At 71.1% G+C, this 26,497-nt stretch carries 30 protein-coding genes; 18 read left to right on the top strand and 12 right to left on the bottom strand.

The window, feature by feature from the left end; genetic code table 11:
* Positions 1-30: 30 nt before the first annotated feature.
* From BM310_RS04190 to BM310_RS21220, 3 genes are all read right to left on the bottom strand, one after another.
* Positions 31-1,203 carry an ATP-binding protein gene (locus tag BM310_RS04190; RefSeq protein WP_143105105.1) on the bottom strand — a complete coding sequence of 391 codons (1,173 nt, stop codon included), beginning with the start codon at positions 1,201-1,203 and terminating at the stop codon, positions 31-33.
* Positions 1,200-2,813, bottom strand: coding sequence for a bacterio-opsin activator domain-containing protein (locus tag BM310_RS04185; protein WP_089804899.1), 1,614 nt, complete (start codon positions 2,811-2,813; stop codon positions 1,200-1,202). Before BM310_RS04185 ends, BM310_RS04190 begins: the two co-directional genes overlap by 4 nt.
* A 66-nt stretch (positions 2,814-2,879) precedes the next feature.
* On the bottom strand, positions 2,880-3,041 hold the full coding sequence (locus BM310_RS21220; protein ID WP_177232525.1) for a DUF7331 family protein: 162 nt from the start codon (positions 3,039-3,041) through the stop codon (positions 2,880-2,882).
* Between the two features lie 202 nt (positions 3,042-3,243).
* On the opposite strand from BM310_RS21220, the gene BM310_RS04180 reads away from it, so the two are divergent.
* Positions 3,244-3,558 (top strand): hypothetical protein, encoded by a 315-nt coding sequence (locus BM310_RS04180; RefSeq protein ID WP_089804897.1) that lies wholly within the window; start codon positions 3,244-3,246, stop codon positions 3,556-3,558.
* Positions 3,559-3,631: 73 nt separating this feature from the next.
* Complete coding sequence (locus BM310_RS04175; RefSeq protein WP_089804895.1) at positions 3,632-5,014, top strand: PGF-pre-PGF domain-containing protein; 1,383 nt, start codon at positions 3,632-3,634, stop codon at positions 5,012-5,014.
* On the opposite strand, the gene BM310_RS04170 is transcribed toward BM310_RS04175, so the two are convergent.
* The gene (locus BM310_RS04170; RefSeq protein ID WP_089804893.1) at positions 4,985-6,697 is read right to left on the bottom strand and encodes a sensor histidine kinase; all 1,713 of its coding nucleotides are present in this window, start codon (positions 6,695-6,697) and stop codon (positions 4,985-4,987) included. The two genes, BM310_RS04175 and BM310_RS04170, sit on opposite strands and share 30 nt — an antisense overlap.
* A gap of 121 nt (positions 6,698-6,818) precedes the next feature.
* Here BM310_RS04170 and BM310_RS04165 point away from each other — a divergent pair, with 121 nt between their 5' ends.
* On the top strand, positions 6,819-7,388 hold the full coding sequence (locus tag BM310_RS04165) for a response regulator (RefSeq protein WP_089804891.1): 570 nt from the start codon (positions 6,819-6,821) through the stop codon (positions 7,386-7,388).
* A gap of 105 nt (positions 7,389-7,493) precedes the next feature.
* Here the strand turns inward: BM310_RS04165 and BM310_RS04160 are convergent, their stop codons facing one another.
* Together BM310_RS04160 and BM310_RS04155 are read right to left on the bottom strand one after the other, a co-directional pair.
* Positions 7,494-7,988 (bottom strand): hypothetical protein, encoded by a 495-nt coding sequence (locus BM310_RS04160; RefSeq protein WP_143105104.1) that lies wholly within the window; start codon positions 7,986-7,988, stop codon positions 7,494-7,496.
* Positions 7,989-8,254: 266 nt separating this feature from the next.
* Positions 8,255-9,736: a S8 family peptidase gene (locus BM310_RS04155; protein ID WP_245778427.1), complete on the bottom strand. Its 1,482-nt coding sequence runs from the start codon at positions 9,734-9,736 to the stop codon at positions 8,255-8,257.
* Between the two features lie 464 nt (positions 9,737-10,200).
* Between BM310_RS04155 and BM310_RS04150 the strand changes: the two genes are divergently transcribed.
* From BM310_RS04150 to BM310_RS04110, 9 genes are all read left to right on the top strand, one after another.
* Positions 10,201-12,456, top strand: coding sequence for a type II/IV secretion system ATPase subunit (locus tag BM310_RS04150; protein ID WP_089804885.1), 2,256 nt, complete (start codon positions 10,201-10,203; stop codon positions 12,454-12,456).
* 108 nt (positions 12,457-12,564) lie between these two features.
* Positions 12,565-14,475 carry a type II secretion system F family protein gene (locus BM310_RS04145; RefSeq protein WP_089804883.1) on the top strand — a complete coding sequence of 637 codons (1,911 nt, stop codon included), beginning with the start codon at positions 12,565-12,567 and terminating at the stop codon, positions 14,473-14,475.
* Positions 14,472-15,209: a DUF7289 family protein gene (locus BM310_RS04140; protein ID WP_089804881.1), complete on the top strand. Its 738-nt coding sequence runs from the start codon at positions 14,472-14,474 to the stop codon at positions 15,207-15,209. The genes BM310_RS04145 and BM310_RS04140 overlap by 4 nt, the downstream gene beginning before the upstream one ends.
* Positions 15,206-15,802 (top strand): DUF7266 family protein, encoded by a 597-nt coding sequence (locus tag BM310_RS04135; protein WP_245778426.1) that lies wholly within the window; start codon positions 15,206-15,208, stop codon positions 15,800-15,802. The genes BM310_RS04140 and BM310_RS04135 overlap by 4 nt, the downstream gene beginning before the upstream one ends.
* Positions 15,799-16,473: a DUF7263 family protein gene (locus tag BM310_RS04130; protein ID WP_089804879.1), complete on the top strand. Its 675-nt coding sequence runs from the start codon at positions 15,799-15,801 to the stop codon at positions 16,471-16,473. Before BM310_RS04135 ends, BM310_RS04130 begins: the two co-directional genes overlap by 4 nt.
* Positions 16,466-16,873 carry a DUF7262 family protein gene (locus BM310_RS04125; RefSeq protein ID WP_089804877.1) on the top strand — a complete coding sequence of 136 codons (408 nt, stop codon included), beginning with the start codon at positions 16,466-16,468 and terminating at the stop codon, positions 16,871-16,873. Before BM310_RS04130 ends, BM310_RS04125 begins: the two co-directional genes overlap by 8 nt.
* Positions 16,861-17,385, top strand: a complete 525-nt coding sequence (locus BM310_RS04120) for a DUF7261 family protein (RefSeq protein WP_245778425.1) — start codon at positions 16,861-16,863, stop codon at positions 17,383-17,385. The genes BM310_RS04125 and BM310_RS04120 overlap by 13 nt, the downstream gene beginning before the upstream one ends.
* A 68-nt stretch (positions 17,386-17,453) precedes the next feature.
* The gene (locus BM310_RS04115; RefSeq protein WP_089804875.1) at positions 17,454-18,128 is read left to right on the top strand and encodes a helix-turn-helix domain-containing protein; all 675 of its coding nucleotides are present in this window, start codon (positions 17,454-17,456) and stop codon (positions 18,126-18,128) included.
* Between the two features lie 262 nt (positions 18,129-18,390).
* A complete protein-coding gene (locus BM310_RS04110; RefSeq protein WP_089804874.1) occupies positions 18,391-18,783 on the top strand; it encodes a response regulator transcription factor in 393 nt (130 codons plus the stop codon).
* A 27-nt stretch (positions 18,784-18,810) separates the two neighbouring features.
* Here BM310_RS04110 and BM310_RS04105 read toward each other — a convergent pair whose 3' ends face one another.
* Entirely contained in the window at positions 18,811-19,134 is a 324-nt protein-coding gene (locus tag BM310_RS04105; protein ID WP_089804872.1) for a hypothetical protein, read from the bottom strand.
* A 361-nt stretch (positions 19,135-19,495) separates the two neighbouring features.
* Between BM310_RS04105 and BM310_RS04100 the strand changes: the two genes are divergently transcribed.
* The gene (locus BM310_RS04100) at positions 19,496-20,233 is read left to right on the top strand and encodes a DsbA family protein (protein ID WP_089804870.1); all 738 of its coding nucleotides are present in this window, start codon (positions 19,496-19,498) and stop codon (positions 20,231-20,233) included.
* The gene (locus BM310_RS04095; protein ID WP_089804868.1) at positions 20,230-20,778 is read left to right on the top strand and encodes a hypothetical protein; all 549 of its coding nucleotides are present in this window, start codon (positions 20,230-20,232) and stop codon (positions 20,776-20,778) included. Before BM310_RS04100 ends, BM310_RS04095 begins: the two co-directional genes overlap by 4 nt.
* Before the next feature lie 44 nt (positions 20,779-20,822).
* Here BM310_RS04095 and BM310_RS04090 read toward each other — a convergent pair whose 3' ends face one another.
* Together BM310_RS04090 and BM310_RS04085 are read right to left on the bottom strand one after the other, a co-directional pair.
* Entirely contained in the window at positions 20,823-21,161 is a 339-nt protein-coding gene (locus BM310_RS04090; RefSeq protein WP_177232524.1) for a hypothetical protein, read from the bottom strand.
* A 1-nt stretch (position 21,162) separates the two neighbouring features.
* Complete coding sequence (locus BM310_RS04085; protein ID WP_089804866.1) at positions 21,163-21,606, bottom strand: hypothetical protein; 444 nt, start codon at positions 21,604-21,606, stop codon at positions 21,163-21,165.
* 166 nt (positions 21,607-21,772) lie between these two features.
* Here BM310_RS04085 and BM310_RS04080 point away from each other — a divergent pair, with 166 nt between their 5' ends.
* The gene (locus BM310_RS04080) at positions 21,773-22,132 is read left to right on the top strand and encodes an ArsR/SmtB family transcription factor (protein ID WP_089804865.1); all 360 of its coding nucleotides are present in this window, start codon (positions 21,773-21,775) and stop codon (positions 22,130-22,132) included.
* Positions 22,132-22,404 (top strand): DUF7521 family protein, encoded by a 273-nt coding sequence (locus tag BM310_RS04075; protein WP_089807001.1) that lies wholly within the window; start codon positions 22,132-22,134, stop codon positions 22,402-22,404. The genes BM310_RS04080 and BM310_RS04075 overlap by 1 nt, the downstream gene beginning before the upstream one ends.
* A gap of 13 nt (positions 22,405-22,417) precedes the next feature.
* Here the strand turns inward: BM310_RS04075 and BM310_RS04070 are convergent, their stop codons facing one another.
* From BM310_RS04070 to BM310_RS04060, 3 genes are read right to left on the bottom strand one after another with little or no spacing between them, the layout of a single operon-like run.
* On the bottom strand, positions 22,418-23,158 hold the full coding sequence (locus BM310_RS04070) for a hypothetical protein (protein ID WP_089804863.1): 741 nt from the start codon (positions 23,156-23,158) through the stop codon (positions 22,418-22,420).
* A 43-nt stretch (positions 23,159-23,201) separates the two neighbouring features.
* Positions 23,202-23,762, bottom strand: coding sequence for a hypothetical protein (locus tag BM310_RS04065; RefSeq protein WP_089804861.1), 561 nt, complete (start codon positions 23,760-23,762; stop codon positions 23,202-23,204).
* Positions 23,759-24,532: a nucleotide-binding protein gene (locus BM310_RS04060; protein WP_089804859.1), complete on the bottom strand. Its 774-nt coding sequence runs from the start codon at positions 24,530-24,532 to the stop codon at positions 23,759-23,761. Before BM310_RS04060 ends, BM310_RS04065 begins: the two co-directional genes overlap by 4 nt.
* A 110-nt stretch (positions 24,533-24,642) precedes the next feature.
* Between BM310_RS04060 and BM310_RS04055 the strand changes: the two genes are divergently transcribed.
* Together BM310_RS04055 and BM310_RS04050 are read left to right on the top strand one after the other, a co-directional pair.
* On the top strand, positions 24,643-24,846 hold the full coding sequence (locus tag BM310_RS04055) for a hypothetical protein (RefSeq protein ID WP_089804858.1): 204 nt from the start codon (positions 24,643-24,645) through the stop codon (positions 24,844-24,846).
* 106 nt (positions 24,847-24,952) lie between these two features.
* The gene (locus tag BM310_RS04050) at positions 24,953-26,488 is read left to right on the top strand and encodes an NADH-ubiquinone oxidoreductase-F iron-sulfur binding region domain-containing protein (RefSeq protein WP_089804856.1); all 1,536 of its coding nucleotides are present in this window, start codon (positions 24,953-24,955) and stop codon (positions 26,486-26,488) included.
* Positions 26,489-26,497: the final 9 nt, after the last annotated feature.

Below are 26,497 nucleotides of genomic sequence, written 5' to 3'. Positions count from 1 at the left end.
ACCGCGCGCGGCCGCGACGGCGCTCGTGGACTACTCGCCCGCGCCGTCCGACGGGTCGCCGACCCCCGACTCGTCCGCGTCGTCGCCCGCAAGGCGTTCGACGCCGGTGAACCGGAATCGGGCACCACCGTCGCCGTCGTCCGCGACGGTGACGCGCCAGCCGTGTCCGCGGGCGATTCGCCTGACGATGGAGAGTCCGAGCCCGCTGTTCTCCGACCCCGTCGAGTACCCCGCCTCGAAGACGCGTTCGCGCGCGTTCGCCGGGACGCCGGGACCGTCGTCCGCGACGACGAAGCCGTCGGCGTCGGGCGCGACGGTCACGGTGACGGCGCCGTCGGCGCGCTCGGCGGTGTCGTCGGCCGAAGCCCGACTGCTCGTGGAACCGTGTTCCACGGAGTTCCGAAACAGGTTCTCGAACAGTCGTCGGAGGCGGTCGGCGTCGCCGCGGACCGTCGGCAACTCCTCGTCGACGACGAGGACGGCGTCGCCCGTCTCGACGGTGTCCCACGCGGCGGCGGCGACGGCGCCGAGAGCGACGGCATCGGTCGGGTCGACGCCCTCTCCACCGACCGCGAGTACGTCCCGGACGAGGGTGTCGACGCGGTCCAGCGCGCCCGCGACCTTCTCGAAGTGGACGTCTTCGCCCGTCTCTCGCGCCGCTTCGAGCCGGATGTTCGCCACCTCCAGCGGGTTCCGGATGTCGTGGCTCGCGACGCTCGCGACGCGTTCGAGGTCCGCGAGCGCCGCGGCGACCTCCGCTCGTCGCCGTTCCAGCGCGGTGACGTCGTCGAACACGAGGTAGCCGCGCCCGGGCACCGACTCGTCCGAGACCGACCGGACGCGGAACCGCCGCGCCTCGTCCCCGGCCTCGCGTCGGTACGGAACCACGGGCGCGTCGCCGTCGCGGGCGCGGCCGAGAAGCGAACCGGCGGTGGGGGGGTCCGACACCTCGCGTCCGCGCGCGTCGTCCCCTCCCGCGTCGGAGACCCCGGTCAACGCCACGTCGTCCAGCGGGGTCCCGACGACGCCGTCTCGCTCGACGGCGAACGCCGCCGCGAAGGCGGGATTGACGTCGCGGACGACGCGCCCGTCGCCGTCCGGGTCGCTCGTTCGCTCGCAGGCGAGAACCGGGTCGGGGAGGGACTCGAACAGCGTCGTCGGCGGCCGGTCGTCGTCCGAGCGGTCCCCGTCCGCGCCCGTCATCGCGCCTCCGACCCGCCGTGCCACTCGGCCGTCTCGCCGCGGCGTCGCTCCGAGTCGTCCCCCCGCAGGAACGCGTCGACCAGTTTCCACTGCGCGGCACGCAGGTGGTAGTGCAGCGTGGACGAGGAGATGCCAAGTCCGTCGGCCAGTTCCTCGGCCGTGCTGTCCCTGGGAGACTGGAAGTAGCCCCCGTGGTAGGCGACGCGCAGGGCGGTCCGCTGCCGGGCCGTGAGGCGCTCGTGGAGCGAACTCCGGAACTCCTGTGCGGTCTCGACCGACCGGTGGCGCTCCCGCTTGGCGAGGAGTTCGGTCCCGACGAACGACGCGCTCACGGCCTCGACGACGGCTCTGACGTCCTCGTCGGGTGCGACCTCCGCGACCAGTCGGCCGGCCCCGTCCTCGAACGTCGCCGTCCGGACCGTCGCGCCGAGTTCCGTCAGCGACAGCAACGGGGACGCGTCCGTCAGCGTCACCTCGAAGAGCCCCCCCTGCGCGTCCTCGTCGTCGCCGGTCTCGTGGACCAGGCGGCCGCCCTCGACGCCGTCTCGGGACGCCGCGGCGTCGAGGACCGCTCGCGGGTCGGCGTCCCGAACCGCGACGTAGCAGAGGAGCGTTCCCTCGCCGAGGGGGACGACGCCGGCGACCGAGAGCGAGCAGTCGAACCGCGCCGACGCGGCGACGAGAACGTCCGCCGCGTCGGTCACGCGGAACGTCAGTTCGACGACGGTGTCCGACAGGAGGAGGTTGCGCTGCCGGGCGGCGTTGATGACGAACCCGGTGGCGACGCCGAGCGTCTCCAAGCTCTCGCGTTCACGGTCGCTGAACGCGTCCGGACGAGTCGCGTACACGCCGAGGACGCCGTACGTCGTGGTTCCGTAGCGGAGAGGGACGGCGATGGCCGACTGCAACCCGCGGGCGAACGCCACGCGCCGGACCGACTCCGGCACCGCCTCGTCCTCGACGAGTCGGCGGACGATGCGCGTCTCCCCCGAGCGCAGGACCGCGCGCTCGGGCGTCTCGGGCGCGTCGGGCGAGTCGTCGTCGACGAGTTCGAGGAGTCCGTCGGAGTCGCCGGCGGCGGTTCGGCTGGCGACCCGGTCGCTCGTCGCCTCGCGCTCGCCGACCCACGTGAACTCGTAGAGGTCGCTCGCCGCCAGTCGTTCACAGACCGTCTCCTCTATCTCCTCGCGGGTGGTCGCCCCCACCAGTTCCCGGATTATCTCCTGGATGATTGCGTTGATTCGATTGAGTCGCTCCAGTTCGGCCTCACGGTCGGCCAGCGTCCGCTCCAGCCGCCGCCGTTCGGTGACGTCGCGGAGGGAGACGACCATGCCGTCGTCGACCGGGGCCGTCCGGACGGCGAGCCACGTCTCGAGCGCCGGAAAGTAGTCCTCGAAGGCGACGGCCGACGGCGACGCGTCCGCGCCCCCGAAGTGACCCGCGAAGGTCGATTCGACCGACTCCGGGAACGCGTCGCGGACGTCGGCACCGACCAGGTTCGCGTCTGCGCGACCGAACAGTCCGGCCGCAGCCTCGTTCGCTCTCGTGACGCGCCAGTCGGCGTCGACGACCATCACCCCCCCGCCGATGCCGTCGAGAACGTCGTCCATAGTGTCGTGATGTTCGTTAACATACGTTAAGGTTCGCACGGGAGGTCGGGGACGTGCGTCGAAGTATCAGCACCGGTCCGCCAGCGAGACGGCGTCGGCGGACTGGATCCACCCCGAGGGGTTCTCTCGGTCGTAGATGACGACGCCCTCCGCCGCGTGGAGGAGGCCGGTTCGGTCGGCAGTGCGGTGCGAGTCGGTCGGTTCGGGTCCGTCGTTGGTCGAAGTCATCTGTGGTCACCGTCCGTCTCCGGGCGTCCGCCCGGTGAACGACAGTTGTCAGTCGCACCGCCTCTCCCGTGGAACCCGTTGCGAACTATCGGGACGAGGCGACGGCGGGGCGCCTCTAGATACTCCGGGTCGGTCGTTCGGCCGCCGCCCCGCATACTGAGCGTCTATCGCCATCGTCGCACCGGTCCGACGGCTACCTGTGATGATGGAAGACGCCCACATCGCCGATGGAATCGAAGTCAAACTCCTGCTGGCCGGTATCGTCCTCGCGGGCGGTCTGGTCGGCACACTCGGTCTCGCACCGGTCGCGACGCAGGCCGGCACGGTCGGCGTCGATACGGCCGCAGTCGACGGAGTACAGGTGTTCGCGTTCCCCATCGACAACGCGACGTTCCTCGCGTTCCCCATCGACAACGTCTCGGTGAGCCCGTCCGCACAGCAGGCACCGGTGCCCGTGAGCGCACTCGGTCAAGACATGGACCCCTACGCACTCGGTCAAGACATGGACCCGTACTGAGTTCGTCGCGGGACGCTCTCACCGTCAACTTCTATACTGTGTTACTTCGTACCACACACTGTGAGGACCGACGATGAGACCGAACGTTCCTGCGTGGGCAGTCGTCGCGATGCTCGTCGCCTCGGCGATGGTCGCGCCGGTCGTCGCGGGGACACGGCCCGCGGCGTCCGGCAACGTCGACGCCGTCGACGAGGCCGACTCCGTCGAGCAAGCGCAGGCGGCGGCGCCGGACGTCGTCGTCCGGCCGGTGACGCTCCGGTTTCCGAACGAGCGCTCGTCGGCCGAACGGACGCTCACCGTCGGTAACGTCGGCGACGCCACCCTGACGGTCCGATCGGTGGTCGTCGTCGGTCCCGACCGGTCGTCCTTCGACACCGGGTTCGACGGCCCGGTCACGCTCGACCCGGGCGAGCGTCTGAACGTCTCCGTCTCGTTCGCGGGCGGTGACGGCCGCCCCCGGTTCGCCACCGTGCACGTGATGAGCGACGACCCCGACGAACCGCAGCGGAACGTGTGGCTCACGAACACCCGGACCGTCGCCGACGTGTCGCCGTCGCGCGTGCTGGCGACGAAGACGCTGGTGAACGCGAGCGTCCGGAACGCCGAGGCGAACACGACGCAGTCGCTCAACCTCTCGTGGCCGCTGACGCGCGACGACCGGTTCGCCATCGACGCGCTGTCGTTCACTCCCGAACGCGACGGGAACGTCACGCTCAGCGTCGCCACGAACGAGAGCCGGTTCGCCGACGTGCCCGCGTTCGCCCTCGCCGACGGGACCGAGTCGGCCGGATATCTCCGCGTCCGGCACAGCATCGCCAACGAGAACGTCCGGAACGTCACGGTGCGGTTCCGCGTGCGACGGGACGTGCTGGCCGGAAACGAGACCGACCCCGAGGACGTCGCCCTCTACCGGCACGTGAACGGAACGTGGACCGAACTCCCGACGCGGGTCGTCGGCGCGGGCGACACGCACCACTTCTTCGAGGCTCGCGCGCCGGGGCTGTCGGACTTCGCGACGGGCGTCAAGCAGGCGCGGTTCCGCATCACGGACGCCGTCGTGACCGTCACGCGGATTCGCACCGACGAGGGAACGGAGGTGTTCGTCCGCGTGCGGAACGTCGGCGGCGCGGACGGCACCTACGCGGTGGCGTTGCTCCTCGGCGACGAGGTGGTCGACCGCCGGGAACTGTCCATCGCGCCGAACGGGTCCCGACAGGCGACGTTCGAGCGCTCGTTCGGCGAACCGGGGACCTACGAGGTGTTCGTCAACGAGCGGTTCGTCGGCACCGTCACGGTCGAATCGGCGGCGACCACGGCGGCCGCCGCCGCGCCGAGCGAGACGACCGAAGCGGGCGCCGCGGACACCGGCGAGTCGGTCCCGGGGTTCGGATTCCCGGCGGCCGGGCTGGCCGTCCTCGCCGTGGCCTCACTGCTCGCCGCGCGTCGACGCGGGTGACGGCGCGCCGGCGGCCGACCCGGCCGCCGGGAGGAGCAGTTCGACCGTCGTGCCGCGGGGGTCGGCGTCCGCGAACCGCAGGTCGCCGCCCGACCCGTCGACGATCCAGTAGGTCAGCCAGAGGCCGAGGCTGCTCGCGTGTTCGAGGGCGGTCTCTCTGCCCTCGCGGATCGCTCTGCGTTCCTGTTCGGGGATGCCGGGACCGTTGTCGGTGACCGCGACGCGAACCCACTGCGAACCGGCGTCGGCGCAGTCGTCCGCGACGGCCTCCGCCGGCGACCGACTGACGGTCGAGACGGACACGTCCACCCGCGGGTCGTCGGCGTCGTTGTGTTCGCAGGCGTTCTCGCAGACGTTCTCGACGGCGAGTCGGAGCGACGGCAGGGCGACGGCCGGCGCGGCGTCGGGCAGCGACGCCTCGAGTTCGACGGTCGGATACGACTCTCGGAGGTCCGTGACGACGTCGGAGACGACGCCGACCACCTCGACGCGGGTCGGCGACTGGTCGGCTTCGAGGGCGGTCTCGATCTGTCTGACGCGGTCGCTGAGGTTGGCGAGCGTCCGGCCGGCGTCGAGAATCGACCGGCCCGCTCCGGCTACCCGGTCGTCGGCGGCGACGTCCGCGACGACCTCGGCGTAGGTCAGGACGACCGTCAACTGGTTCCGCAGGTTGTGTCGGAGGACGCGGTACATCACTTCGAGCCGCTGCGTTCGCTCGCGGAGGGCGGCTTCGCGCGCTCGAAGCGTCGACGCGAGGTCGTTGAACCCGTCGCCGATCTGTTCCCACTCGGCGCCGCCGCGGAGCGACACCGACCGGTCGTAGTCGCCCGCGCCGAGGTCGGCGAACGCGTCGAGCAGTCGGTCGGTCTGTCGGAGGCTCGTGGCGTACTGCCAGTAGCCGAACCCGGCCATCACCAGCACGACGAGCCCCAACTGGCCGGCCTGAAACAGCGCCAGCGTGCGCAGTCTGGCGTCAAGCGCCGACCGGTCCTGCGAGACGGTCACCGTCCACCCCGTCGATTCGACGGTCGCGACGCCCTCGACGGACGATTCGAAGCGGCGGTCCCCGCCGTGGAGTTCCGCCCCGTCGTCGACGACGGTCACCGTCTGTCTGCTGGTGTCGAGGGGTGGCAACGCGTCGAACGTCGTCCGGGTGTCGAGGTAGATCGCACCCGCGAGGACGCCTTTCACCGCTCCCCGTTCGAATATCGGCGCGGCGAACACGAGGACGTACTCGTCGGTGCCGTCGAGACGTTCGGCCTCGCCGACGTACGTCCGGCCCTCGAGTGCCGCCTCGACGTACGCGGCGTCGCTCCGATCCGACCCGAGGACGGCCGAGCGCTGTGCGTCCGTGACGTCGCCCCGGAAGTCGACGACGGTGCCGTTGGCGGCGACGACCTGCGCGGCGTAAAATCGGGAGTTGGCGAGGAACGCCTCGAGGAACCGACCGTCGCCGTCGAACTGGCGCGCCTGCGGCCGAGAGGCGACGAGTCCAACGTAGTCGCGTCGGTCCCGGATCGAGGCGTCTATCTGGTCGGCCACGCGCGTCGCCGTCTCGTCGACGTCCGCGCGCGACTCGCCGACGGCGTCGCGCTTGTAGAACTCGACGGCCGCGACGACCGAGGCGCTCAACACGAGCGTGACGACGACGAACGCGACGGCGAACTTCGTCCGCAGCCTCATACGTCATTCGTTATCAAACCACGTGATAAGCGTTCGTGGCGCGGCGTCGACCGGTCGTCGGGACGCCCCGCACGAAGCTATAACACGGATACCGACCAACCTTTGTTCGGGCAGTGGTAGCATGGCACAGGCGAGAGACGGAACCGTTCTGGTGGTGGACGACGAGCGGGAGGTGACCGACGCGTACGCGCTCAGACTGCGTCAGCGGTACGGTGACGTGCGGACGGCGTACGGGGGCGAGGAGGCGCTGACGGCGATGGACGACGCGGTCGACGTGGTGTTGTTGGACCGGCGGATGCCGTTCTCCGGCGACGAGGTGCTGCGGGAACTCCGGGACCGAGGATACGACTGCCGCGTCATCATGGTGACCGCTATCGACCCGGGGTTCGGTATCGCCGACATGCCGTTCGACGACTACCTCTGCAAACCGATCGGCAAGGAGGACCTGTTCGCCGCGGTGGACCAGCAGCTCGAAGCCGCCTCCTACGACGATCCGCTGACGGAGTTCTTCAGTCTCACCGCCAAACTCGCCGTTCTCGAATCGGAGCGCTCGCCCGAGCAACTGGCGGAGGCGAGCGAGTACGTCCGGATGCGCCGCCGGAGCGACGAACTCCGCGAGGAGCTGGCCGTCTCCACGGAGAACTTCGAGGAGATGGTCGAGACGTTCACGGCCATCTCCCGCGGGGGCTGAGGCGGCTGCCGAAGGGGCTCCCGAACGACGAGCGTGACCGCACGGGTTCGCTCCGGAGGGCTTCGACGGAGCGTCGACGGGGGTTCGGGTCGAGTCCCGACGAATTTAGTAGTCCCGATGGCCGGGACAGACGGCGGTGTCCCACTCGGTGCCGGGGATGGTCCGCTCTGCGAACGCGCCGAGTCCGAGTCGGTGCTCCCCGTCCGCCTCCGGGAACTCGTCGACGCTGGCGGCGGTGAAGTACATCGCGTACCGTTTCGGCCACTCGCCCCGTTCGTTGATCCGCTCGGCGTGGGCGGGACGCGCGAGTCGGTCCGTCTCCTCGGGGAGCGACACCCACTCGCCGCCCTCGCGGACCACGAACTGGTCGGCGTGGCCGAGGAAGACGCCGTCCGGGAACGCCTCCTCGCCGAACGTGTCGTCCGGGAACTCCTCGTCGCCCGAGAAGGTGTCGCTCGGGAACGACACCTCGACGGCGAGGTACTCCGCGGTCCGCTCGCGGACCTCCATCCGGAGTCCCTCCTCCGTCTCGGCGCTCCCGCGGCCGGCCGTCGTCAGCATCGTCGTTCCGGCGGCGATACCGCCGATCGTTCTGAGCACGCTGCGCCTCGAAACCGTCTCGTCTGTGTCGTGGTCGAACATCGGTCGTTCCTCCAACCGCATCTGGACGGAGGGGAGCGCACGTGGTGGAACCAGTCGCTCGATACTCCGGGGCGTCGAAGCGGAGGCGGTCTAGGTATCTAGAGACGGCGGGACGTCGGTCGGAACGGTCGAGGCCGGGTGTCGCTCGGTTTCCGACCGGGCTCGAGACGCCGGACGCGAGAACGTGACGCCGGACGCGAGAACGAGACGCCGGAGCGCCCTCGCTACTTCGAGAAGCGCTCGGCTTCCGCGACTGCGTCGGGCGCGTAGACGACGCCGGCGCCGATGGTCGGACTACTCTTGCCGCTACTGAACCGTGCAGTCCGCTCGATGACGTTCTGAACCTGCTTCGCGCTCAGTCCGGGCGCGACTTCGCGGACGAGTGCGACGAGGCCGGCCACCTGCGGGGCGGCCATCGACGTGCCGGCGTACCAGTCGTACTGTTTTCCGTCGTTCAGGTCGGCCGGCACCGACGAGAGGACGAGGTTGGTGGGGAACGGCCAGTCGGTGTCCGTGGCGAGCGTCTTCTCCAGTGTCTCGTAGCCGCCGCCGGGCGCACCGACGTCGATGTCGCTGGTGCCGAAGTTCGAGTAGAACGCCAGTTCGTTGGTCGGCCCCGTCGCCGTGACGCTCATCGCGCCGGGGACGCTGTTCGGCAGGGTGTAGTAGCCGCCCTGCTGGAGGTTCGAGGACGCGTTGCCGGCACTGGCGGTGACCACGGTACCGCGCTGAACGGCCCGCTGGACGACCGTCTGGTAGGCGACGTGGTCGCCGGACTTGTGCGCGGACCCCTTGACGACGCCGCCACCGAGGCTCATGTTCGCCGCGTCCGCGCCTATCTCGCCCGCGTAGTCGATGGCGCTCAGGATGTCGAAGTCCGTCGTCCACAGGGTCGTGACGGTGACCGACTCCTCCTCGCCGTCGCCGTCCTCGTCGTACGGGTAGCCCGACAGCGCCTTCCAGTAGAACACCCGAAGCGGGACGGCCTTCGCGTCCGGCGCCATCCCGGCGATTCCGGTCGTACCGGCGTTGCTCCCCGTCGCGATGCCGGCGCAGTGGGTGCCGTGCGAGTCCACGTCGTCCGCGGCCCGTCGCATCTTCGTCTGCGGTTCACCGAGATAGGTGTACGGCGCGATGGTGTCGCCCGACGGAGGCAGGCGGACCTCGACTTCCTCGTCGCCGGGGACGGTCGGACTGCCGTCCGGACTCGACGCGCCGTCCGAGCGGAACAGTTTCCCCGCGGACATCTCCGCGTTCACGTCCGGGTGGTCGGGTTCGATACCGGTGTCGATGACGGCGACCCGTCTATCGGCCCCCGTCGCGGCGTCGTGCGCCTCGAACGCGCCGGTCGTGTCGTCGTGTTTGTCCCACTGCTTGTCGGCGAGCGCGTCGTCCGTCGATGCCGTCGTCCCCGTCTCCGCTGGCCCGAGCAGTCGGTAGCCCTCGTTCGGTTCGACGGCGCTCACGCCGCCGACGCCTTCGAGTGCGGACTGCGACTCCGCGAGGACCAGGTGAACCGAGTCGTCCGCGATGGAGGCGACGACTTCGCCGCCCGCGCGTTCGAGTCTCCGTCGGACGCCGTTTCCGCCGGCCGTCACGACGAACTGGTCTCGGCCGTCGTCGGCGCTGGCGGTACCCATCGCACCGAGGGCGACTGTGCTTCCCGCGACTCCCTTCAGGAGCGCACGTCTGCTAAGTGAAGGCATGACGAACTGCTATGCTCGGTCGACCTAGTAAAGTCTTGGCAAATATTGCGGAATGGCTAGGTGTCCGAAGCTTGTATTTAACACGCGCAGAGCGACAGGTCGGGAATCGAGACTCGGTTCGGCGACGCGGAGGCGTCTCCCGCGCGGTTCAGACCCGGCGGGGACGACTGTTTCCCCGGCCGGACCGACGCCGTCGTTCGACTCGTCCGGACCGAATCGAGCGTCGACTGTGGGGTTCAGAATACCAGTATTGATACTCTTGCTGTCGCCCGGATTTGATTACTGCGCGGAGTTATTTCTATTCCGAGCGGAGAGGAGAGTAGAAACGGTGAAGAGCGAATCTAGCCACGGTCTGTCGGACCGACAGCCGACGAACGTGCGGATTCCCTGATTCTCAAATATTAAATACGGGAACCGGGCAACGCAGTCCCAATGCTGTGTGACGTGTTCGTCGGTGACGGACGATGAGCGGTCGAGTGCGGGGCGGCGGCGCGGGGACGGCGGGCGTCGTCGAGGCGGTTCCGTCGCCGCTTCCGCCGGACGACGGGAGCGCGTGGTACGCCCCGGACGTCCGCGCGCAGTACGAAGTCGTCCCGGGCGTCGTCGCCACCGTCCGCGACGACGACGGCGTCGGCTTCCGCTACGAGGTGGACGAACCGGGCCTCGGCCCGCGGGAGGAGGCGGCCTTAGCGCGGGTCAGAGACCACTTCTCGGTCGTGAACCGTCGCCGACCGCTGACGAGGCAGGGGACCGCCGAACGCGCCGACGAGGGCGTGCCGCCGAAGTACCGCCGCGTGTTCGACCGTCTGCTCGACGTGTCGCCCGCGGCCCGGCGTCGCGTCGAGTACTACGCGCTCCGCGAGTTGCGACTGCTCGGCGAGGTGACGCCGTTGGCGCTGGACGACCACATCGACGTGGTGGACGTGGGCCGCGAGGGCGAGGACGGAACGCTCGTCGTCCACACGGAGAACTACGCGCCCGCGGCGACGGCGTACCGGACGGACGCCGAGTTCGCCGACCGGGTCGCGGGCGAGCGACTGCGGCACTACACCGTCCCGTTCGGCGGGTTCGACGTGGACGTGGTCCTGCACCGCGACCACCTCCTCGGCGACGACCGGTTCACCACCAAGTACGCCGTCCTCGAACCCGACCTGCTGCCGGGCGACGAGGCTCTCATCGCCGAGTGCAAAGAGCGCATCTGGGAGGCCAACGCGGGCGAACTCGTGGAGGACCGGGCCGCGTTCGTCCGCGAACGCGCCCGGCAGTTCCTCTCGCGTCGCCTGACGGCCCGGAACACCCGCGCGTGGGTCGAGGCCACCCAGTTCCGCGTGCGGACGGCCCTCGCCGAGTACGGTCTGGCCCTCCCGCCCGTCGACCGCCGGTTCGCCGAGGACCGACTGGACGACCTGGTCTACTACGTCCTCCGCGACTACGTGGGCGAGGGCGTCCTCACCGTCCCCATCCGCGACCCCAACTTGGAGGACATCGAGGCCAACCGCGTCGGCGAACGCGTGAAGGTCATCCCGCGTGCGGGCGTCGCCGACGACGCCGCCATCGGCGGCGGCCGGGTCCCGACGAACCTCGCGTTCGACGACGAGACGAGTTTCGTCAACGTCGTCACCCAGTTGGCCGCCGCCGACGGCGTGGAGTTGAACGCCTCCCGGCCGTCGGCGAAGGTGAACCTCCGGCCCGAAGGCGTCGACGAGACGATTCGCTGCGCCGTCGCCCTGCCGGTCATCTCCGAGGGCGGCCCGCACGTCTCCATCCGCAAGCAGTCCGCGGAGCCGATGACGCCCGTGGACCTCGTCCGCCTCGACGCCCTCCCGATAGAGCTGGTCGCCCTTCTGTGGATGTTGTACGAACACCACCGCGTCGTCCTGTTCTCCGGGCCGACGGGCGTGGGGAAGACGACGCTGATGAACGCGCACATGCCGTTCATCCCGTACGACCACCGCCCGGTCAGCATCGACGAAGGGTCACGCGAGGTGCGCCTACCGCACGAGACGGGCATCTCGCTGACGACGCGGGACCACGAGTCCGAGTTCAAGCGCGTCTCGATGGCGGACCTGATGACCGAGGCGAACTACCTCAATCCGGACGTCGAGGTCATCGCCGAGGTGAACACGCCCGCCTCGTTCGAGACGTTCGCCGAGGTGCTGAACACGGGCCACGGCGTCGTCGGGACGACGCACGCCGAGGACGTCGAGACGCTGGTGAACCGCGTCGTCGAACAGGGGCTTCCCGCCTACCTCCTGCGGGAGTTGGACCTCGTCGTGTTCCCGCACCGCGCGGACGGCGACCGGTACGTCGGCGAGGTGGTCGAACTCGTCGACGAGGCGGGCTACGAGGCGCTCCCGCCGACGGCGCGGAAGGGCACCGTCGAGAAGGGCGGCGAGACGCTCCACTGGAACACCGTCCTGTGGCGCGAGACGGACGGGTCGTTCTCGCTGGCGTACGACCACCCGCGCCTCGGCGACGACCACCACCGCCTCTCCCACCGCGTGTTCCACCGCATCGCCCACGCGACGGACAGAGAGGTCGAGGCGGTCGAGGCGGAGTTCCTCCGCAAGCGCGGCTACGTCGAGTACCTCGTCCGCGAAGACGTCTCCGAGTTCGACCGCGTGTTCGGCTTCCTCTCGGACCTCCGCACGGACGAGGCGGCGACGGTCGAACGCGTCCGACGGCGGATGGCCGAAGACGGGGGACGGACCGATGCCTGACGCCGAGGCGGTGCGAGCGGGACAGCGGAGTGCGACGAGGCGGGCGCACCTCGGGCCGGCGCTCCGCCGACGACGGCGACCCTTCGTCGTCGACCGCGAGGTGCCGCGGTGACCCAGACGGCCACCCGGCCGACGACCGCGCGCGACGACTCCATCTCCGTCGTCGACCGCGTGCTGTACGCCCTGTTCGCCCGCCACGCCGACGCGTCGCGGCACGAACGCGACCGGCGCGCCTACCGCGGCACCGACCTCCGCGTGGGCTTCGACCTGTTCCTCGCGCGGGTGTACGGCGCATCGTGGGCCGCGATGCTCCTCGTCGCGGTGCCCCTCCCGGCCGCCGCCCTCGCGCTTCCGGCCGCGACGCTCGACGGCTGGGTCGCGTTCGCGGAGTCCGTCGTCCCACTCGCGGGACGGCTCCCGGTTCCGCGCGTCCCGCGCCTACTCCTCGGGGTCTGCGGCGCACTCCTCGTCGGCGGCGCGGTCAAGCGCGCCGTCGTCGCCCTCGGCGGTCGGTACCTCCGGTGGGTCGCCGCCGCGCGCCGGGCGAACATCGACCGGACGCTCCCGGGCGCAGTGCGCTACCTCCACGTCCTCGCCTCCGGCAGCGACGGCCGACGGGCGATGCTCCGTCGCGTCGCCGACACGGACGCCTACGGCGAGACGGCCGTCTCCCTCCGGAAGGCGCTCAACACCGCCGCGATGACCGGCAACGTCAACGAGGGCCTGCGCCGCGTCGCTCGCGACACGCCGGCGGAGAACACGCTGGCCCCCTTCCTCCTGAAGTTCAGAGAGCACGCCGACCAGGGCTCCGACGCCCTACGGAACTACCTCCGGATGGAGAGTCGGATGCTCGGCCACCAGCAGGACCGCGCCCGCCGACGGGCCGAGGGCTTCCTCGAACTCCTCGCGGAGATATTCATCGTCCTCCTCGTCCTCCCCGCCCTCCTGGTCATCATCCTGACCGTGATGAGCGTCATCGCGCCCGGCCTGTCGTCGACGGTGCCGACGCCCGTCGGGGCGACGACGCTCCGCGGCCTCATCGTCTACGCCAGCGGCGCGTTCATCCTCGCCGTCGGCCTCGGCGCGGCGTCGCTGGTGGCGACGATTCGACCGCCGGACCAGACGGTGACGTACACGCGCCCGGACACGACGCTCGGCATGCTGGCGACGGCGACGACCAACCCCGCGAGCGCGACGCTCGCGTTCGTCCCTCTCGGCGTCGTCGGCGCAGTCGTCGCCGCCGTCGCGGGGTCGACGCTCGTCGACGTCGCCCTCGCCGGCTACGTCGTCTACGCCGTCCCCGTCGGCGTCGTCGCCGTCCGCCGCGCGCGCCTCGACGGCGCGAAGGACCGCGAACTGAAGGACTTCGTCCACGCCGTCTCGGGGCACGTCAGCCTCGGCCGTCCGTTCCCCGAGGCGGTCGAACACGTCGCCCGCGACGTGGAGTTGGGACCCCTCTCTGGCGACGTGGCGGATTTGGCGCTCAACCTCCGGCTCACGTCGCCGAACACCGGCACGGACGAGGACCTGCGAACCGCCGCCCTGGACCGGTTCGTCGAACGCGTCGGGACGCCGATGGCCGAGCAGACCATCGGCCTCGTCATCGGCGCACTCGACTCCGGCAGCGACACCGGCACCGTGTTCGAGACGCTGCAGTCCGAAGTCGGCAGACTGTACCACCAGAAGCGGGCGCTCCGGTCGGGGATGCTCGTGTACGTCGCCGTCGGGTGGACGACGGCGCTCCTCGTCGTCGGCATCACGGTGGCCACGGGCGCGCAGGTCTTCGACGGCTTCGCACAACTCTCCTCGATGTCGGACCTCTCAGGCGTCGCAATCGACCCGCAGGCCGTGGACCTCGAACGCGACCGGTACCGCATCTACGTGACGACGCAGGCGACGATGCTCGCCTCGGGGTGGTTCGCCGGCGTCGCCAGCAGGGGGCGGTACGAGGCGCTGCTTCACTCCGGCGCGCTGGTCGCCGTCTGCCACGCCGTCTTCGCGGGGGCGGGACTGATATGACGGCCGAAGGCTCTCGCTCCGACCGCGCTCAGTCCGCCGTCGTCGGCGTCGCCATCCTCCTCGGCCTCACCGTCGTCGGCGTCGGCGTCCTCACCGCCGCCGCGGGGACGGCGATTCAGGAGGGAGCGTCGACGGCCGCGACTGCCCGCGTCGCCGACGGACTGGACGACGCTCTCGACGCCGGCACCGCCGCGGAGGGAGACGCGACGGTCCGACTCGCCGGCGGGACGATTCGCGTCGCCGACCGGCGCGTCCGCGTGCTGAACGACTCCGGCGTCGTCTGGACCGCCGCGGCGGGCGGGCTGGTGTACGAGTCCGGCGACAGGCGGGTGTCGGCCGTCGCGGGCGCCGTCGCCGTCGGCGAGGGGAACCGAAGCCGACTGGACGCGCCGCCGAGTATCGCGCCCGCGAACGGGACGCTGTACGTCGGCGTCCCCGTCTTGAACGCCTCCGGGACGGACGCCGTCTCGGCGCGCGGGACGACGGTGCCCGTTCGACTCGAAACCGCGCCGACGCACGAGCGACGACTCCTCCCGACGGACCGCTACCGCGTCGCCGTGGAGACGGCGGCCCCCGGCGCGTGGGAACGGGCGTTCCGCGACCGGAACGCGACGACGACCCGGCGCGACTTCGACGGCGACGGGACGCCGAGCGTCGTCGCGGCGTTCCCCGGCCGTCGCACCGTCCACCTCGTCGTCCACGACGTGCGACTGCGGATGGAGGTGGGGGCGTGAGCGACCGGGGACGACGGGACGGACCGCTCGGCCGGGAGAGCGAGTCGCGCGCCGACCGCGCCCTCTCGCCGGTCGTCGGGAAAGCGCTCGAACTCGGCATCGTCGTGCTGTTCATCGCCCTCCTCACGACGACGTTCTACGGCGACGTGGTGCCCGACTACCGGACCGCCGCCGCGGCCGAGGTGGGCGAACGCGCCCTCGTCGGTGCCGCCGAGTCCGTCGAGTCGTCGGTGCCGTCGCGGACGGCGCGCATCGACCGCCGCGTCGCCGTCTCGCTCCCGGCGACGATTCGAGGCGACCCGTACCGGGTCCGCGCCGTCCCGGCGGCGAACGGGAGCGCGGCCGAGTTGGTCCTCGACCACCCGGACGACGGCGTCGGCGGCCGAGTGACGCTCTCGTTCCCGGCGCGCGGCGCGAACGTGTCCGGGACGTGGCGGAGCGTGAGCGAGTCGTGGGTCGTCGTCCGCGGCGACGGGGGGCACGTGGCCGTGACGCTGTCGAACGGGACCCCGGCCGCGAACGACGGGGCGACCGCTGGCCGCGTCGAGGCGTCGGCCGCCCGGCGTCCGAGCGCTCACGGGGGGCAGCCGTGACCGCCGCCCGCGGACAGGCGAACCTCGTCGGTCTGGCCGCCGCCCTCGTCCTCCTCACCGCGGTGACGACGGGCAGCGTCGTCCTCGCCGGCGTCGCCCTCGCGGACGCCGACACCGACCCCGCCGCCCGGCACGCCGGCGAGACCCTCGCGGACCGCCTCGTCGCCGCCGACGCCGCCCACACCCGACGGGCGAACGCCGTCGAATGGGACGCGGTCCGGTCGCTGAACGCCACCGCGGTGGACCGCATCGCACCGTCGGTCCGCGGCCGCGAGGTGCGCGTCCGACTGGGCGACCGGACCCTCGTCGAACGCGGCGACCCCGACGGGGTCACCGTCCGTCGACTCGTCAGGGTCGAGCGGACGGACCGACGGACGACGACGGTGAACCTCTCGGGGCGTCGGACGGTGACGCTGCCGAACCGAACGCGGACGGTCGAACTCGACGTCACGACCGACGGGACCACGACGCTGACCGCCGTCCGCGCGCACGACCGCATCGTGCTCCGGGACCCGCACGGCCTCTCGGGCACCTACGAGTTCCGTGTGACGCGCGTCGGCCCGCCGCACCTCTCGTTCGCGACGGACGACGGCGTCGACGGCGTCGTCAGAATCCGCTGGACGGCGACGAACGCGACGGTCGAACCGCTGGAGGTGACCGTCGGTGCGTGAGGACCGAGCGCAACTGGCGACGCCGCTGGTCGAGGTGACCGTTGGAATCCTCCTCGTCCTCGCCGTCTCGCTGGGGTTCGCAGTCGTCCCCGTCGAGACGGACGACGCGCCGACGCTGGACCGGACGGCGGCGGACGCGCTCTCGGTGCTGGCCGTCGAACCGCCGGTCGGGACGGGGACGGACCGGCTCACCGCCGCCTGCCGGTCGCCGTCGGCGTTCGACACCGAATCCGACGCGCTCGACCGGCGACTGCGCGCGATGCTTCCGACCCCCCTCTCGTACCGGCTTGAGACGCCGCACGGAGCCGTTGGACAGCCGCTACCGTCCGGTCTGCCGACCGGCGCGGCGTCGCTGACGACCGACGGCTGTACGGTGACGCTCAGGGTGTGGTCCGCGTGACCCGCGACAGGGGACAGGTCGTCCTCCTCGCGGCCGTCGTCGTCGCCGTCGCTCTCGTGCCGATGGCCCTCGCGTACGCGCAACTCGGCTACGAGGGCGGGAGCGACGACGCCGCCTCGGCCCCCGGCGTCGACGACGCCAGACGGGCGCTCTCGGCGTCGTTCACCGGAGCCGTCGTCGAGACGGACGGGGAGTACGACTGGGACGAGCGAGCGGCGGCGGTGGCGGCCGTCAGGGCCGACCTGACCGACGACGTCGCGCGCGTCGAGGACGCCGCGGCCGCCGGCGACCAGTCGCTCGTCGTCTCGTACAACGGGAGCGAGGCGACGGGGTGGGCCGCACGCAACTGCCCCGGGGGCCGGGGGAGAGCGTTCGGGGACTGTACGGTCCGGGACGGCGTGGTGGTGCAACGACGCGGCAACGAGACGGCCGTCGTCGCCGCGGCGTTCGACCTCGCCGTCGTCGCACCCGACGAGCGAACGAACGCGACGGTGGTCGTCCGGGCGGTGTGACTCGGGGCGACCGCGAGTACGAACGTATTTACCGCGTATCGCAGTGCTCTACGGTACTGGAGTTCCCAATGACCATCATCGGAAAGTTCCACGTCACGGCGGAGATGTTCCCGCTGACGGCGACGCTGCAGTCCGTTCCCGACGCGGTCATCGAGGTCGAACGCGTCGTGTCGATGCGGACGACGCTGACGCCGTACTTCTGGGTCTCGGACTGCGACCTCGCGGCGTTCGAACGCGCCGTCGACGAAGACCCGTCGATACAGAACGTGCGCCGACTGGACACGTTCGAGGACGCGGGGCTGTTCAGGGGCGAGTGGACCGAGCAGACGGAGGCCATCCTCTTCGTCTACAGGGAGGTCAACGCGGTCATCCTGGAGGCGACGGGGCGACGCGACGGGTGGTCGCTCCGGGTCCGGTTCGAGAACTATCACAGCCTGCAGGACTTCAACGAGTACTGCCAGGCGAACGGCATCGAGTTCGAACTGAAGCAACTGTTCGACGAGACGGAGGGACACCAGGGCTCGCAGTTCGGACTCACGGAGAAGCAGGCCGACGCGCTCACGACGGCCTGGCGGGCGGGCTACTTCGAGACGCCCCGACGGGCCACCCTCGAAGACGTGGCCGACGAACTCGGCATCGCGAAGCAGTCCGCCGGCCAGTTGCTGCGCCGCGCGCATCACAGGCTGGTCGGGAACGCACTCGCGACCACGCCGCCCGACGACGAACCCGAGAAGGGTATTTAAAACGCGGACATATCCGTCCCCGTCTCTATCCGGTCAGAGTGAGTGGTCCCGTACGTGATTGAGACAGCTATCGTCCCCGCTGAGTCGGTCGAGGCCCCGGTCACTCCCACCGAGGGCGCGACCGGCGGCCGACAGCGCGTGGAGGGGGTCGTTCGCGTGCGTAGCCACCGACTCCGCGGTCGTCGGCGAGTCGGAGACGAGCGTTCGGTCTCGGGACCGGTGCGGCGATACGTCGTAACTTCTGGGGTCGCGTGACCGACCGGTGACCTCGAAACCGAACCCGATGGCGAGCGGACCGCACGCGGCACCCGCTACCGTCCTCCTCGCGGACGACAACGGCGTCCTGCGCGAGTCGTTCGCGTACTGGCTGACCCAGCGGACGGACTGGACCGTCCGCGAGGCCGCGGACGGGCGAGAGGCGGTCGCGAGCCTCGACGCCGCCGTCGACGTCGTCGTGCTGGACCGCGACATGCCGAAACTCACCGGCGACGAGGTGGTCGACAGACTGCACGAGACGACGTTCTCGGGGGCCGTCGTCGTCCTGAGCGCGTCCCGCCCCGACGGCGGACTGAACGAGGACTGCGTCGACGAGTACCTGCTGAAACCCGTCAAGTGCGAGTCGCTCGCCGCGGTTCTCTCGACGCACCTTCGGTGAGACGGCGCCGGCTCCGACCGAACCGACTCACACCCAGCCGTCGGGGAAATCGTCCCGGTTGTCGTGCAACACCCGGAGCACCGGGCGAATCTCGTCGAACGCGTCGCCGCGTTCGACCTCGTGCGTCTCCCTGTCCCACCGGACGTAGTCGGCACTCTCTAAGAGGGGGAGGTGGACGTGATAGAGGTCGAACTTCAGCGCCTCCAACTCCCGGTCACCGCGGTGGACGTCCTCGGGGACGCGCACGGCATCGTCCGAAGCGGAGCGTTCCAACAGTGCGACCAGCAGGCGTCGTCGGCTCACGTCGTCGAGAGCGCGGACGAGCGTCTCCCACGCGTCTTCTCGTTCCATGTCAACCACTTGACTGCAATCTACGGTGTCCGTGCCAAGAGTATTGTTCCGAAGACGCTGACGCAACGACACCTTACCGACGGTATTCGTCCGATACCGCGACGCCCGTGGCCGTCGGTTCGGCCTCCGTCGCGGCGGCGGAGCGTCGGGTCACACCTGAGCCCCACGTTACTCGCCGCCGGAGGGCGAACGGCACAGCACGAGCGAATCCGACGCGACGGGGAACGAGTCCGGCCGGAACAGGTGCTGCGCGAGTCGTACTGACCGAACGGACCGCGCCGCCGTCCGCCGGTGAGTCGCGAGTTTGCAGAGTCGGAACAACGCCGGGACCGGTTTACGTGCGGTCCGTCCAGCGGAAGACATGGACCTCCCCGAATCGCCGACGACCCGTCGCGCTCTGCTCGCGGGCGTCGGTACCGTCGTCGCCGGCGGTGGCATCGTCTACGGCGCATCCCAGCGAGAGACGGAGTCGGCCGACCTCCCCGAAGCGGCGTTTCACCGCAGTTCGAACACGACCGACGCCGGCGTCGACCTGCGAGGGCACCCCGTCGCGGGGTCGATGGACGCGCCGGTCGACGTCTACTACTGGAGCGACTACCAGTGCCCGTTCTGCCGTCGGTTCGAGCGGAACACGCTCCCGAAACTCGTCGAGACGCACGTGCAGTCGGGGACGGTTCGGCTGGTCTTCGTCCAGTACCCGTACCTCGGGAAGTCGTCGATGACCGCGGCGGTCGTGGACCGGTGCGTCTGGCGGCAGGTGCGGGCGGAGCGACCCCGGGCGTACTGGCGGTGGCACGCCACACTGTTCGACGAGCAGGGGTCGGAGAACTCCGGCTGGGCGTCGAGAGACAACCTCCTCGACGTCACGCGCGGCGTCGAGGGCGTCGACGCGAACGCCGTCGACGACTGCATGCGGGAGCGCCGGAGCGAAATCGAGTCGTCGATACGGGAGGACGTGGAGCGAGCGTCTCGGTTCGATATTCGCGGGACGCCGGCGTTCGTGCTGTACAACCGGGAGGAGGACGTCGCCGGGAAGATAACCGGCGCACAGCCGTTCGACCGCTTCGACGAGGCGATAACCCGGGTGCAGAACGCGTGAGCGACGGGGCTCTCGACCGACACGCCGACCGACTTCGCGCGGCGTTCGTCTACCCGTTCACCGCCACGTCCCGGAGCCTCTGCTTCGCGGGCGTCGCCGCCGGGACGTACGCGCTCCTCGTGCTGAGCGCGTTCCCCGCCTACTCGGCTCAGATGCTCGGTGCCGGCGTCGGCTACCTCGACGACGCGCTGGTCGCCCTCACGGCGAACACCTACGCGACGGTCGGACCGGTCGGTCTCGGGCTGGTCGTCTCGTATGCCGTCGTGACCGGCGTCGCGGTCACGAACGTCGCGGGGCGGGTCGGCGCGGTCGGACTCTCCGGAACGAGCGGGCTGTCGAGCGCCGTTCCGGGGCTCCTCGCCTCGGGGTGTGCGAGTTGCGGTGCCGGCGTGCTGGGACTGCTCGGGTTCGCGGGGGCGGTGGCGGCGCTCCCCTTCCACGGCAACCTCCTGCGCGCGGGCGGACTCCTCCTCCTCCTCGGCTACCTCGCCCGCGCGGGCGACCCGCGTCGCTGCGCGGTCCCATCGGGCGCACGCGACGAGTGACCGACGGCATCGCGCCGCCGGTAGCGAGGCGGAGCGGTCGAGCGCTACGCGTCGCAGTCCGTCGAGTCGCTACAGGCCGGAGAGTCGGCGCGGAGTCGGAGCACGACGCCCAGACAGCCGACCGCCGCGGCGGAGACGAGAATCCGGACGAGTCCGCCGCCGAGGGCCGCCGTCGCGCCGCCCGCGACGGTGCCGGCCGCCGCCCCGGTCGCCGCCGGTGCGGCGAACAGACAGCAGAGGCTCACGACGCCGCCGACGCCGAGGAGCGACCACCGACCGCTCGACTCCGGGTCGTCTGCTGAATCGGCGTCATCTGCCGAATCGACGCCGACGGCCGAACCCGCGCCGGTCGCCGAATCGACCGGCGAATCTGCGCCGGGCATCTCAGTCGGACGTCGACCCCGTCGGCTCGGCGTCCGCACAGGAGTCGCACGCGCGCTGAGACCGACTGTAGAGCAGTCCTCCGAACAGGGCGATGCTGAGCACCCCCAGAACCGGACGGAGCGGGTCGAGGTACGTCATCAGCGCGGAACTGCTGAAGAGGGCGAGCAGGAACGCGTTGCAGATGGGACAGCCGAACGCGAGGAACCCGACGACTGCGCCCGTCGTCGCCGTGCCGTCGTCGCTTCGCCGGTCCGGCGTTCGCTGGAACACGTAGAGGCCGAGGAAGGCGGCGGTGAGAACGAGGAACAGGTAGTCGAGTTCGGTCCGCGGCACCTGTCGGATGTAGAGCGGGGTCGGAATCAGGTCCGTGACGACGCCGAAGAGGACGAACGAGCCGACGGCGGCCGTCACCGACTTCGCGAGGCGTTTTCGGAAACCGTCCATGTCCGCCACGTCGCCGTCCGGAGGGGAAAACGGCCCGTCTCTTTGCACGCTCGGACAAAACCCGCGAAGACGGCCTCACTCGCGCGACGTGTGGCGAGGCGTCGACGACCGGTCGCAGACGAACCGAACCGTCGCGCCTTTGACGGCGGCGCCGCAACGCGGGGGCATGACGCGTGGCGACCCCGAGAGCGCGGCGACCCTCTTCGACCTCCTCGCGGACGACTACTCGCGGCGCATCCTGCTGGCGGCCGACGAGGAACCGCGGACGGCGAAGGACCTCAGCGACGCCTGCGACGCGTCGCTCGCGACGGTGTATCGCCGCGTCGCCGCGCTACAGGACCACGACCTCATCGAGGAACGGTCGACGGTCGGGTCCGACGGCGCGCACAGGCGGCAGTTCGAGACGACGCTCGAAGAACTCCACGTCCGACTCTCCGACGGCGAACTCGCGCTGTCCGTCGAGAAGCGCGACGAACTCGCGGACAACTTCAGCGCCCTCTGGAAGAACATCCGTGACAGCACATGATCGAGGCGCCGTTTCTCGTCGTCAAACTGGTCACGCTCGTCCTCAGCCTCGCCGTCGCGTACCTCGCGTACCACGGCTACCGGCGGACCGGGAGCGACCCGATGCGCTACGTCTCGGTCGGCTTCGTGTTCATCGGCGTCGGCGCGGTCTGTGAGGGCCTCGTCTACCGACTGTTCGACACCTCCTTCCTGTCGGCGGCCGTCGTGCAGGGGGTCGTCGTCTCCAGCGGACTGCTGTTCGTCCTCGCGTCGTTGACGCTCGGAGACGACTGAGCGGTCGGCCTCCCTACCCTCGCGGGTCGAACCGGCGGCGCTCGCGGGTGCAGATTCGCTCCCACAGCCTGAACAGGGCGCTGTCGATGTCGTACCGGCGGTTCACCTCGCGCGCCCACACGTCGTCGGTGAACAGCAGGTGCTGGAACCGCCGCACCGTCGGCGTCAGGTCCTCCATCTCCTTCTCGCCGACGTAGTAGGCGACCGTCTCCTCGCGCGTCCGCGCGACCAGTTCGGGCGGCACCGGCAGGCCGCACTCGGTGGCGACGTAGTCGAACCACTCCAGGTGGGTGATGGCGTCGGCGAACGCGAACGTGTCGGCGAACCCCGACACGCGGTGGATGGCCGGCCGGCCCTCGTAGAGAACGTCCCGCGGTCGGCTGAACCGCGGGACCGAGACGTGGTCGAGCGTGTCGGCGTACTTGCGGGCGACGCGGCGGAGTCGCCACCCCGCGTAGTACGTCGGGCCGGTCAGCGACAGTTCGTACCACAGCGGCGTCCACTCCAGAAACGGCGGCCCGTACGCCGCGTCGGCGAGCAAGTCGGCGACGATGGTGCGGGCGACTTCGACGGCCACGTCGCGGCCGGTCCGGTTCGCGCGCATCGCCGCCTCCGCCTCGTCGGCGAGAGCGGGCAGGTCGCCCGTCGGAAAGCCCATCCCGTCGGCCACGCGGACGACGTAGTCCGCACCGGGTCGAAACCAGTCGGCGAAGTCGGCGGGAGTGTGCAACGGGACGAGTTCGAGAACGGTCACACACCCCCCTTCGACCGCCCTCCGTTTATATAATCCGACGGCGTCAGCCGTCGTCGAGTTGGTCGGTCAGCCCCCACTCCGCGGCGCGCGACTGCGCCTCGCGCCGCGCCTCCTCCCTGATGGCGTCGATGCGGTCCGCGTCGGCGAGAAACTCCTCGACGGAACTCCGTTCGTCCGCCCGTCGGTGGTCGGGCGCCGCCGCGCGCGTCCGGTCGGCGAGTTCGGCGTCGGCGGCCACCCGGTCGGCCGGGCGCGCGGGCGGGACGCGGCACGTCTCGTCGCGGTGGGCGGCGGCGACGTCGCCGGCCGCGAGTTCGTACAGTTCCACCCGATACGGTCCCGCGGCGTCGAGAGCGTCGAGGGCGTCGGGACCGCCCCGGTCCGTCGCGGCGTCGTACGCGAGGACGGGAATCCCCTCCTCGAACGTGAGGACGGTGGCGTCGTCGCCGCCGCCGAGGAGCGACCCCTGCGGTTCGAAGACGGCGTAGCCGGTGAGTTCGCGGTCCAGCACGGCCGCGAGCGTCTCGCTCGCGTCGCTCACCACGCGGGAGCGCAGGAGGTCGCCGGCGGGTATCCGGAACGGGGCGTCGGACCGCACGGTCACACCCGGTCGGGGAGGACGGCGCTCCTGAAGCGGTCCGCCACGCCCGCGGCGTCGCCGTCGCGCACGTCGAGACGCGCCGCCGCCTCGTGGAACGCGTCGGCCGCCGGGCCGTCGGGCGCGTGGGCGAGGAGCGGTTCGCCCGCCCGCCGCGCCGCGCGGACGGCGTCGCTCTCGGGGACCGACGCCAGCGTCGTCCCGCCGAAGTAGCGCGCCGCCTGGTCGGCGATTCGCTCGGTGTCCTCGTCGGGGCGGACGCGGTTGAACAGGACGCCCGCCGTCTCGGTGCCGTAGGAGCGGGCGTACTCCTGCACCTTCAGCCCGTCCGACAGGGAGGGGACGGTGGGTTGGAGGACGACCACCACTCGGTCGGCGAGGACGACGGGGAGGACGGCGCTCTTCGACCCGAGGGCGGCGGGCGAGTCCAGGAGGAGGACGTCCGTGTCGGCGGCGAGTTCGGCGACCACCTCGCGGAGGCGGGCCGGGTCGGCCGCCTCGAACGCCGCCAGACTCGTGCCGCAGGGGACGACCGACATCCCGAAGCGGTCGTAGACGGCGTCTTCGACGCGGGCGTCTCTGTCCTCGACCAGGAGGTCGTGGAGCGTCACGGCCGCGTCGTCGAGGCCGGTGTGAAACAGGAGGTTCGCCATCCCCGTGTCGGCGTCGATGACGGTCACGTCGTACGTCTCCGCGAGCGCCATCCCCAGCGCAAGCGTGCTCGTCGTCTTCCCGGTGCCGCCCTTCCCACTGGCGACGGCGAACGCTTCGACCATACTCGCGCGTCGCGGTTCCGCCGGTTAAACGTTCGGTCGCGGAGACGGTCGGTCAGTCCGACGAATCGGCCGCCCGAACGCCTTTGTCTCCGACCGACCAACCTCCGGACATGGCAACCGACAGCGACGCCGACTCCGAGGACAGCGGACCCGTTCGCATCCCCATCGAGGACGACGACGACCCGGTCGAGGAGGCCACCGACGGCGGCCGCAGCATCGGGCTGCTGATGCTCGCACTCGCGGCCCTCGCGTTCGTCGCCGTCTACCTCGTCGCCCGCGGCGACGACGACGAGGAGGCGGAGCCGCCGTTCTGAGCGACGGCGACCGACGACCGACCGCGGTGACCGCGCGCCGCGTGAAACACAACACGTCAGACGGCCGTAACAAGCCTTTCCTATCGACCCCCTGTATCGTTTTGGCATGACAGTTTCGCAGGACGCGCCGGACGGACCGGTCGTTCGGGTCGCCGCGGGGTCGACGCACCGCGCCGACGCGAGCGCCGTCGCCGAGGCCGCGCGGGAGGCCGCCGAGACGACGACCGTTCGTGAGACCGGACCGACGGGCGCAGAGGCACTCGAACCGCTACTGCTGGTGACGACGGCGGAGGGGACGGCGTTCCACGCCCGGCCGTCGCCGGACGCCGTGGCGGACGCCGTCGCCGCCGCGGAGGACGGCACCGCCGCGGACGGCGCGGACGCGTTCGTCGCGGCGGCCGACCACGGAGACGGGTCGGCGTTGCCGACGCCCGAGGACGGGCCGCTGAGCGTCGGCCGGCGGCGCGCCCTCCGACGGTGTGGCTGGGCCGACCCGGCCGACCCGCCCGCCGAGTCGCTCCGAGAGACGGTGCGCGACGACCCCGAGGGGGCGCGGACGGCGATGCGACGCCTCGGCCTCCTCGGCCGCGGCCGGGGCGACGCGCGCGCGGACGAACCGGTCGCCGGCGGTTGGGAGACGGCCCGCGAGGCGGAGGGCGACAGCGTGCTGGTGGTGAACGCCAACGACGCCGACGAGCGAAACCGGACGGACCGGACGCTCACCGAGGGCGACGCCGGCGGCGTCGTGGACGCCGCGATGGCCGTCGGCCACCTGCTGGACGCCGAGGACGTCGTCGTCTACGCCGGCGAGGAGTCGCTGGCGACCGAACGGCTCTCGGCGGCCGTCTCGCGCTACCGCGACGAGCACGGCGAGGCGCCCCAGATGTCCGTCGGTCCCGACCGCTACATCGCGGGCGAACCGACGATGGCGCTGGAGTCGCTGGAGGGCAACGACCGACTGGAGGCGCGCCTCCGCCCGCCGGGACCGGAGACGCACGGTCTGCACGGCCGGCCGACCGTGATTCACACCCCCCGGACGCTCCTGCAGGTTCGCGAGGCCCTGCTCCGCCCCGAGAACTTCGACGGCGACGACGCGGACCCGGGGACGCGCCTCCTCACCGTCACCGGCGAGGTGGACGCGCCCGCGACGGTCGAACTCCCCACGGGCGCGTCGCTCCGAACCGCGGCGGCGGCCGTCGACCGCGAGACGACGAAGATGGCCATCGTCGGCGGGCAGTTCGGCGGCGTCACGCGCCGACTGGACCACGCGGTGTCCGCGCCCGCACTCGACGGCGCGAACCTCGGCACCGAGGGCGTGGTCGAACTGTTCGGCGACGACCGGTGCGCGCTGGCCACCGTCGGGTCGCGCGCCCGGTTCGCCTCCGAGGAGAACTGCGGGCGGTGCGTCCCCTGTCGCGAGGGGACGAAACAGCTGACCGACCTGCTCCGCGACATCTACGCGGGCGACTACGACGACGACGTGGTCCGCGAGTTGACGCGGACGATGCGGACGACGAGCACCTGCGACTTCGGCCGGAGCGCGGCGCGGACCGTCGAGACGGCGATGACCGCCTTCGAGGCGGAGTTCGAGGCGCACGCCGAGGGGCGGTGTCCCAGCGGCCAGTGCGAGTCGAAGCTCTGAGCCGACGCG

The sequence above is a fragment of the Halogeometricum rufum genome, from assembly GCF_900112175.1.
Lineage (GTDB): Archaea > Halobacteriota > Halobacteria > Halobacteriales > Haloferacaceae > Halogeometricum > Halogeometricum rufum.
The sequence above is the reverse complement of the archived record's forward strand: the minus strand, read 5'-3'. Positions and strand labels throughout refer to the sequence as shown.

Excerpts from the sequence above, each read along its gene's own strand:
- BM310_RS04190 (WP_143105105.1), bottom strand. The coding sequence starts at position 1,203 with ATGACGGGCGCGGACGGGGACCGCTCGGACGACGACCGGCCGCCGACG.
- BM310_RS04185 (WP_089804899.1), bottom strand. The coding sequence starts at position 2,813 with ATGGACGACGTTCTCGACGGCATCGGCGGGGGGGTGATGGTCGTCGAC.
- BM310_RS21220 (WP_177232525.1), bottom strand. The coding sequence starts at position 3,041 with ATGACTTCGACCAACGACGGACCCGAACCGACCGACTCGCACCGCACT.
- BM310_RS04180 (WP_089804897.1), top strand. The coding sequence starts at position 3,244 with ATGATGGAAGACGCCCACATCGCCGATGGAATCGAAGTCAAACTCCTG.
- BM310_RS04175 (WP_089804895.1), top strand. The coding sequence starts at position 3,632 with ATGAGACCGAACGTTCCTGCGTGGGCAGTCGTCGCGATGCTCGTCGCC.
- BM310_RS04170 (WP_089804893.1), bottom strand. The coding sequence starts at position 6,697 with ATGAGGCTGCGGACGAAGTTCGCCGTCGCGTTCGTCGTCGTCACGCTC.
- BM310_RS04165 (WP_089804891.1), top strand. The coding sequence starts at position 6,819 with ATGGCACAGGCGAGAGACGGAACCGTTCTGGTGGTGGACGACGAGCGG.
- BM310_RS04155 (WP_245778427.1), bottom strand. The coding sequence starts at position 9,736 with ATGCCTTCACTTAGCAGACGTGCGCTCCTGAAGGGAGTCGCGGGAAGC.
- BM310_RS04150 (WP_089804885.1), top strand. The coding sequence starts at position 10,201 with ATGAGCGGTCGAGTGCGGGGCGGCGGCGCGGGGACGGCGGGCGTCGTC.
- BM310_RS04140 (WP_089804881.1), top strand. The coding sequence starts at position 14,472 with ATGACGGCCGAAGGCTCTCGCTCCGACCGCGCTCAGTCCGCCGTCGTC.
- BM310_RS04115 (WP_089804875.1), top strand. The coding sequence starts at position 17,454 with ATGACCATCATCGGAAAGTTCCACGTCACGGCGGAGATGTTCCCGCTG.
- BM310_RS04105 (WP_089804872.1), bottom strand. The coding sequence starts at position 19,134 with ATGGAACGAGAAGACGCGTGGGAGACGCTCGTCCGCGCTCTCGACGAC.
- BM310_RS04100 (WP_089804870.1), top strand. The coding sequence starts at position 19,496 with ATGGACCTCCCCGAATCGCCGACGACCCGTCGCGCTCTGCTCGCGGGC.
- BM310_RS04090 (WP_177232524.1), bottom strand. The coding sequence starts at position 21,161 with ATGCCCGGCGCAGATTCGCCGGTCGATTCGGCGACCGGCGCGGGTTCG.
- BM310_RS04085 (WP_089804866.1), bottom strand. The coding sequence starts at position 21,606 with ATGGACGGTTTCCGAAAACGCCTCGCGAAGTCGGTGACGGCCGCCGTC.
- BM310_RS04080 (WP_089804865.1), top strand. The coding sequence starts at position 21,773 with ATGACGCGTGGCGACCCCGAGAGCGCGGCGACCCTCTTCGACCTCCTC.
- BM310_RS04060 (WP_089804859.1), bottom strand. The coding sequence starts at position 24,532 with ATGGTCGAAGCGTTCGCCGTCGCCAGTGGGAAGGGCGGCACCGGGAAG.
- BM310_RS04055 (WP_089804858.1), top strand. The coding sequence starts at position 24,643 with ATGGCAACCGACAGCGACGCCGACTCCGAGGACAGCGGACCCGTTCGC.
- BM310_RS04050 (WP_089804856.1), top strand. The coding sequence starts at position 24,953 with ATGACAGTTTCGCAGGACGCGCCGGACGGACCGGTCGTTCGGGTCGCC.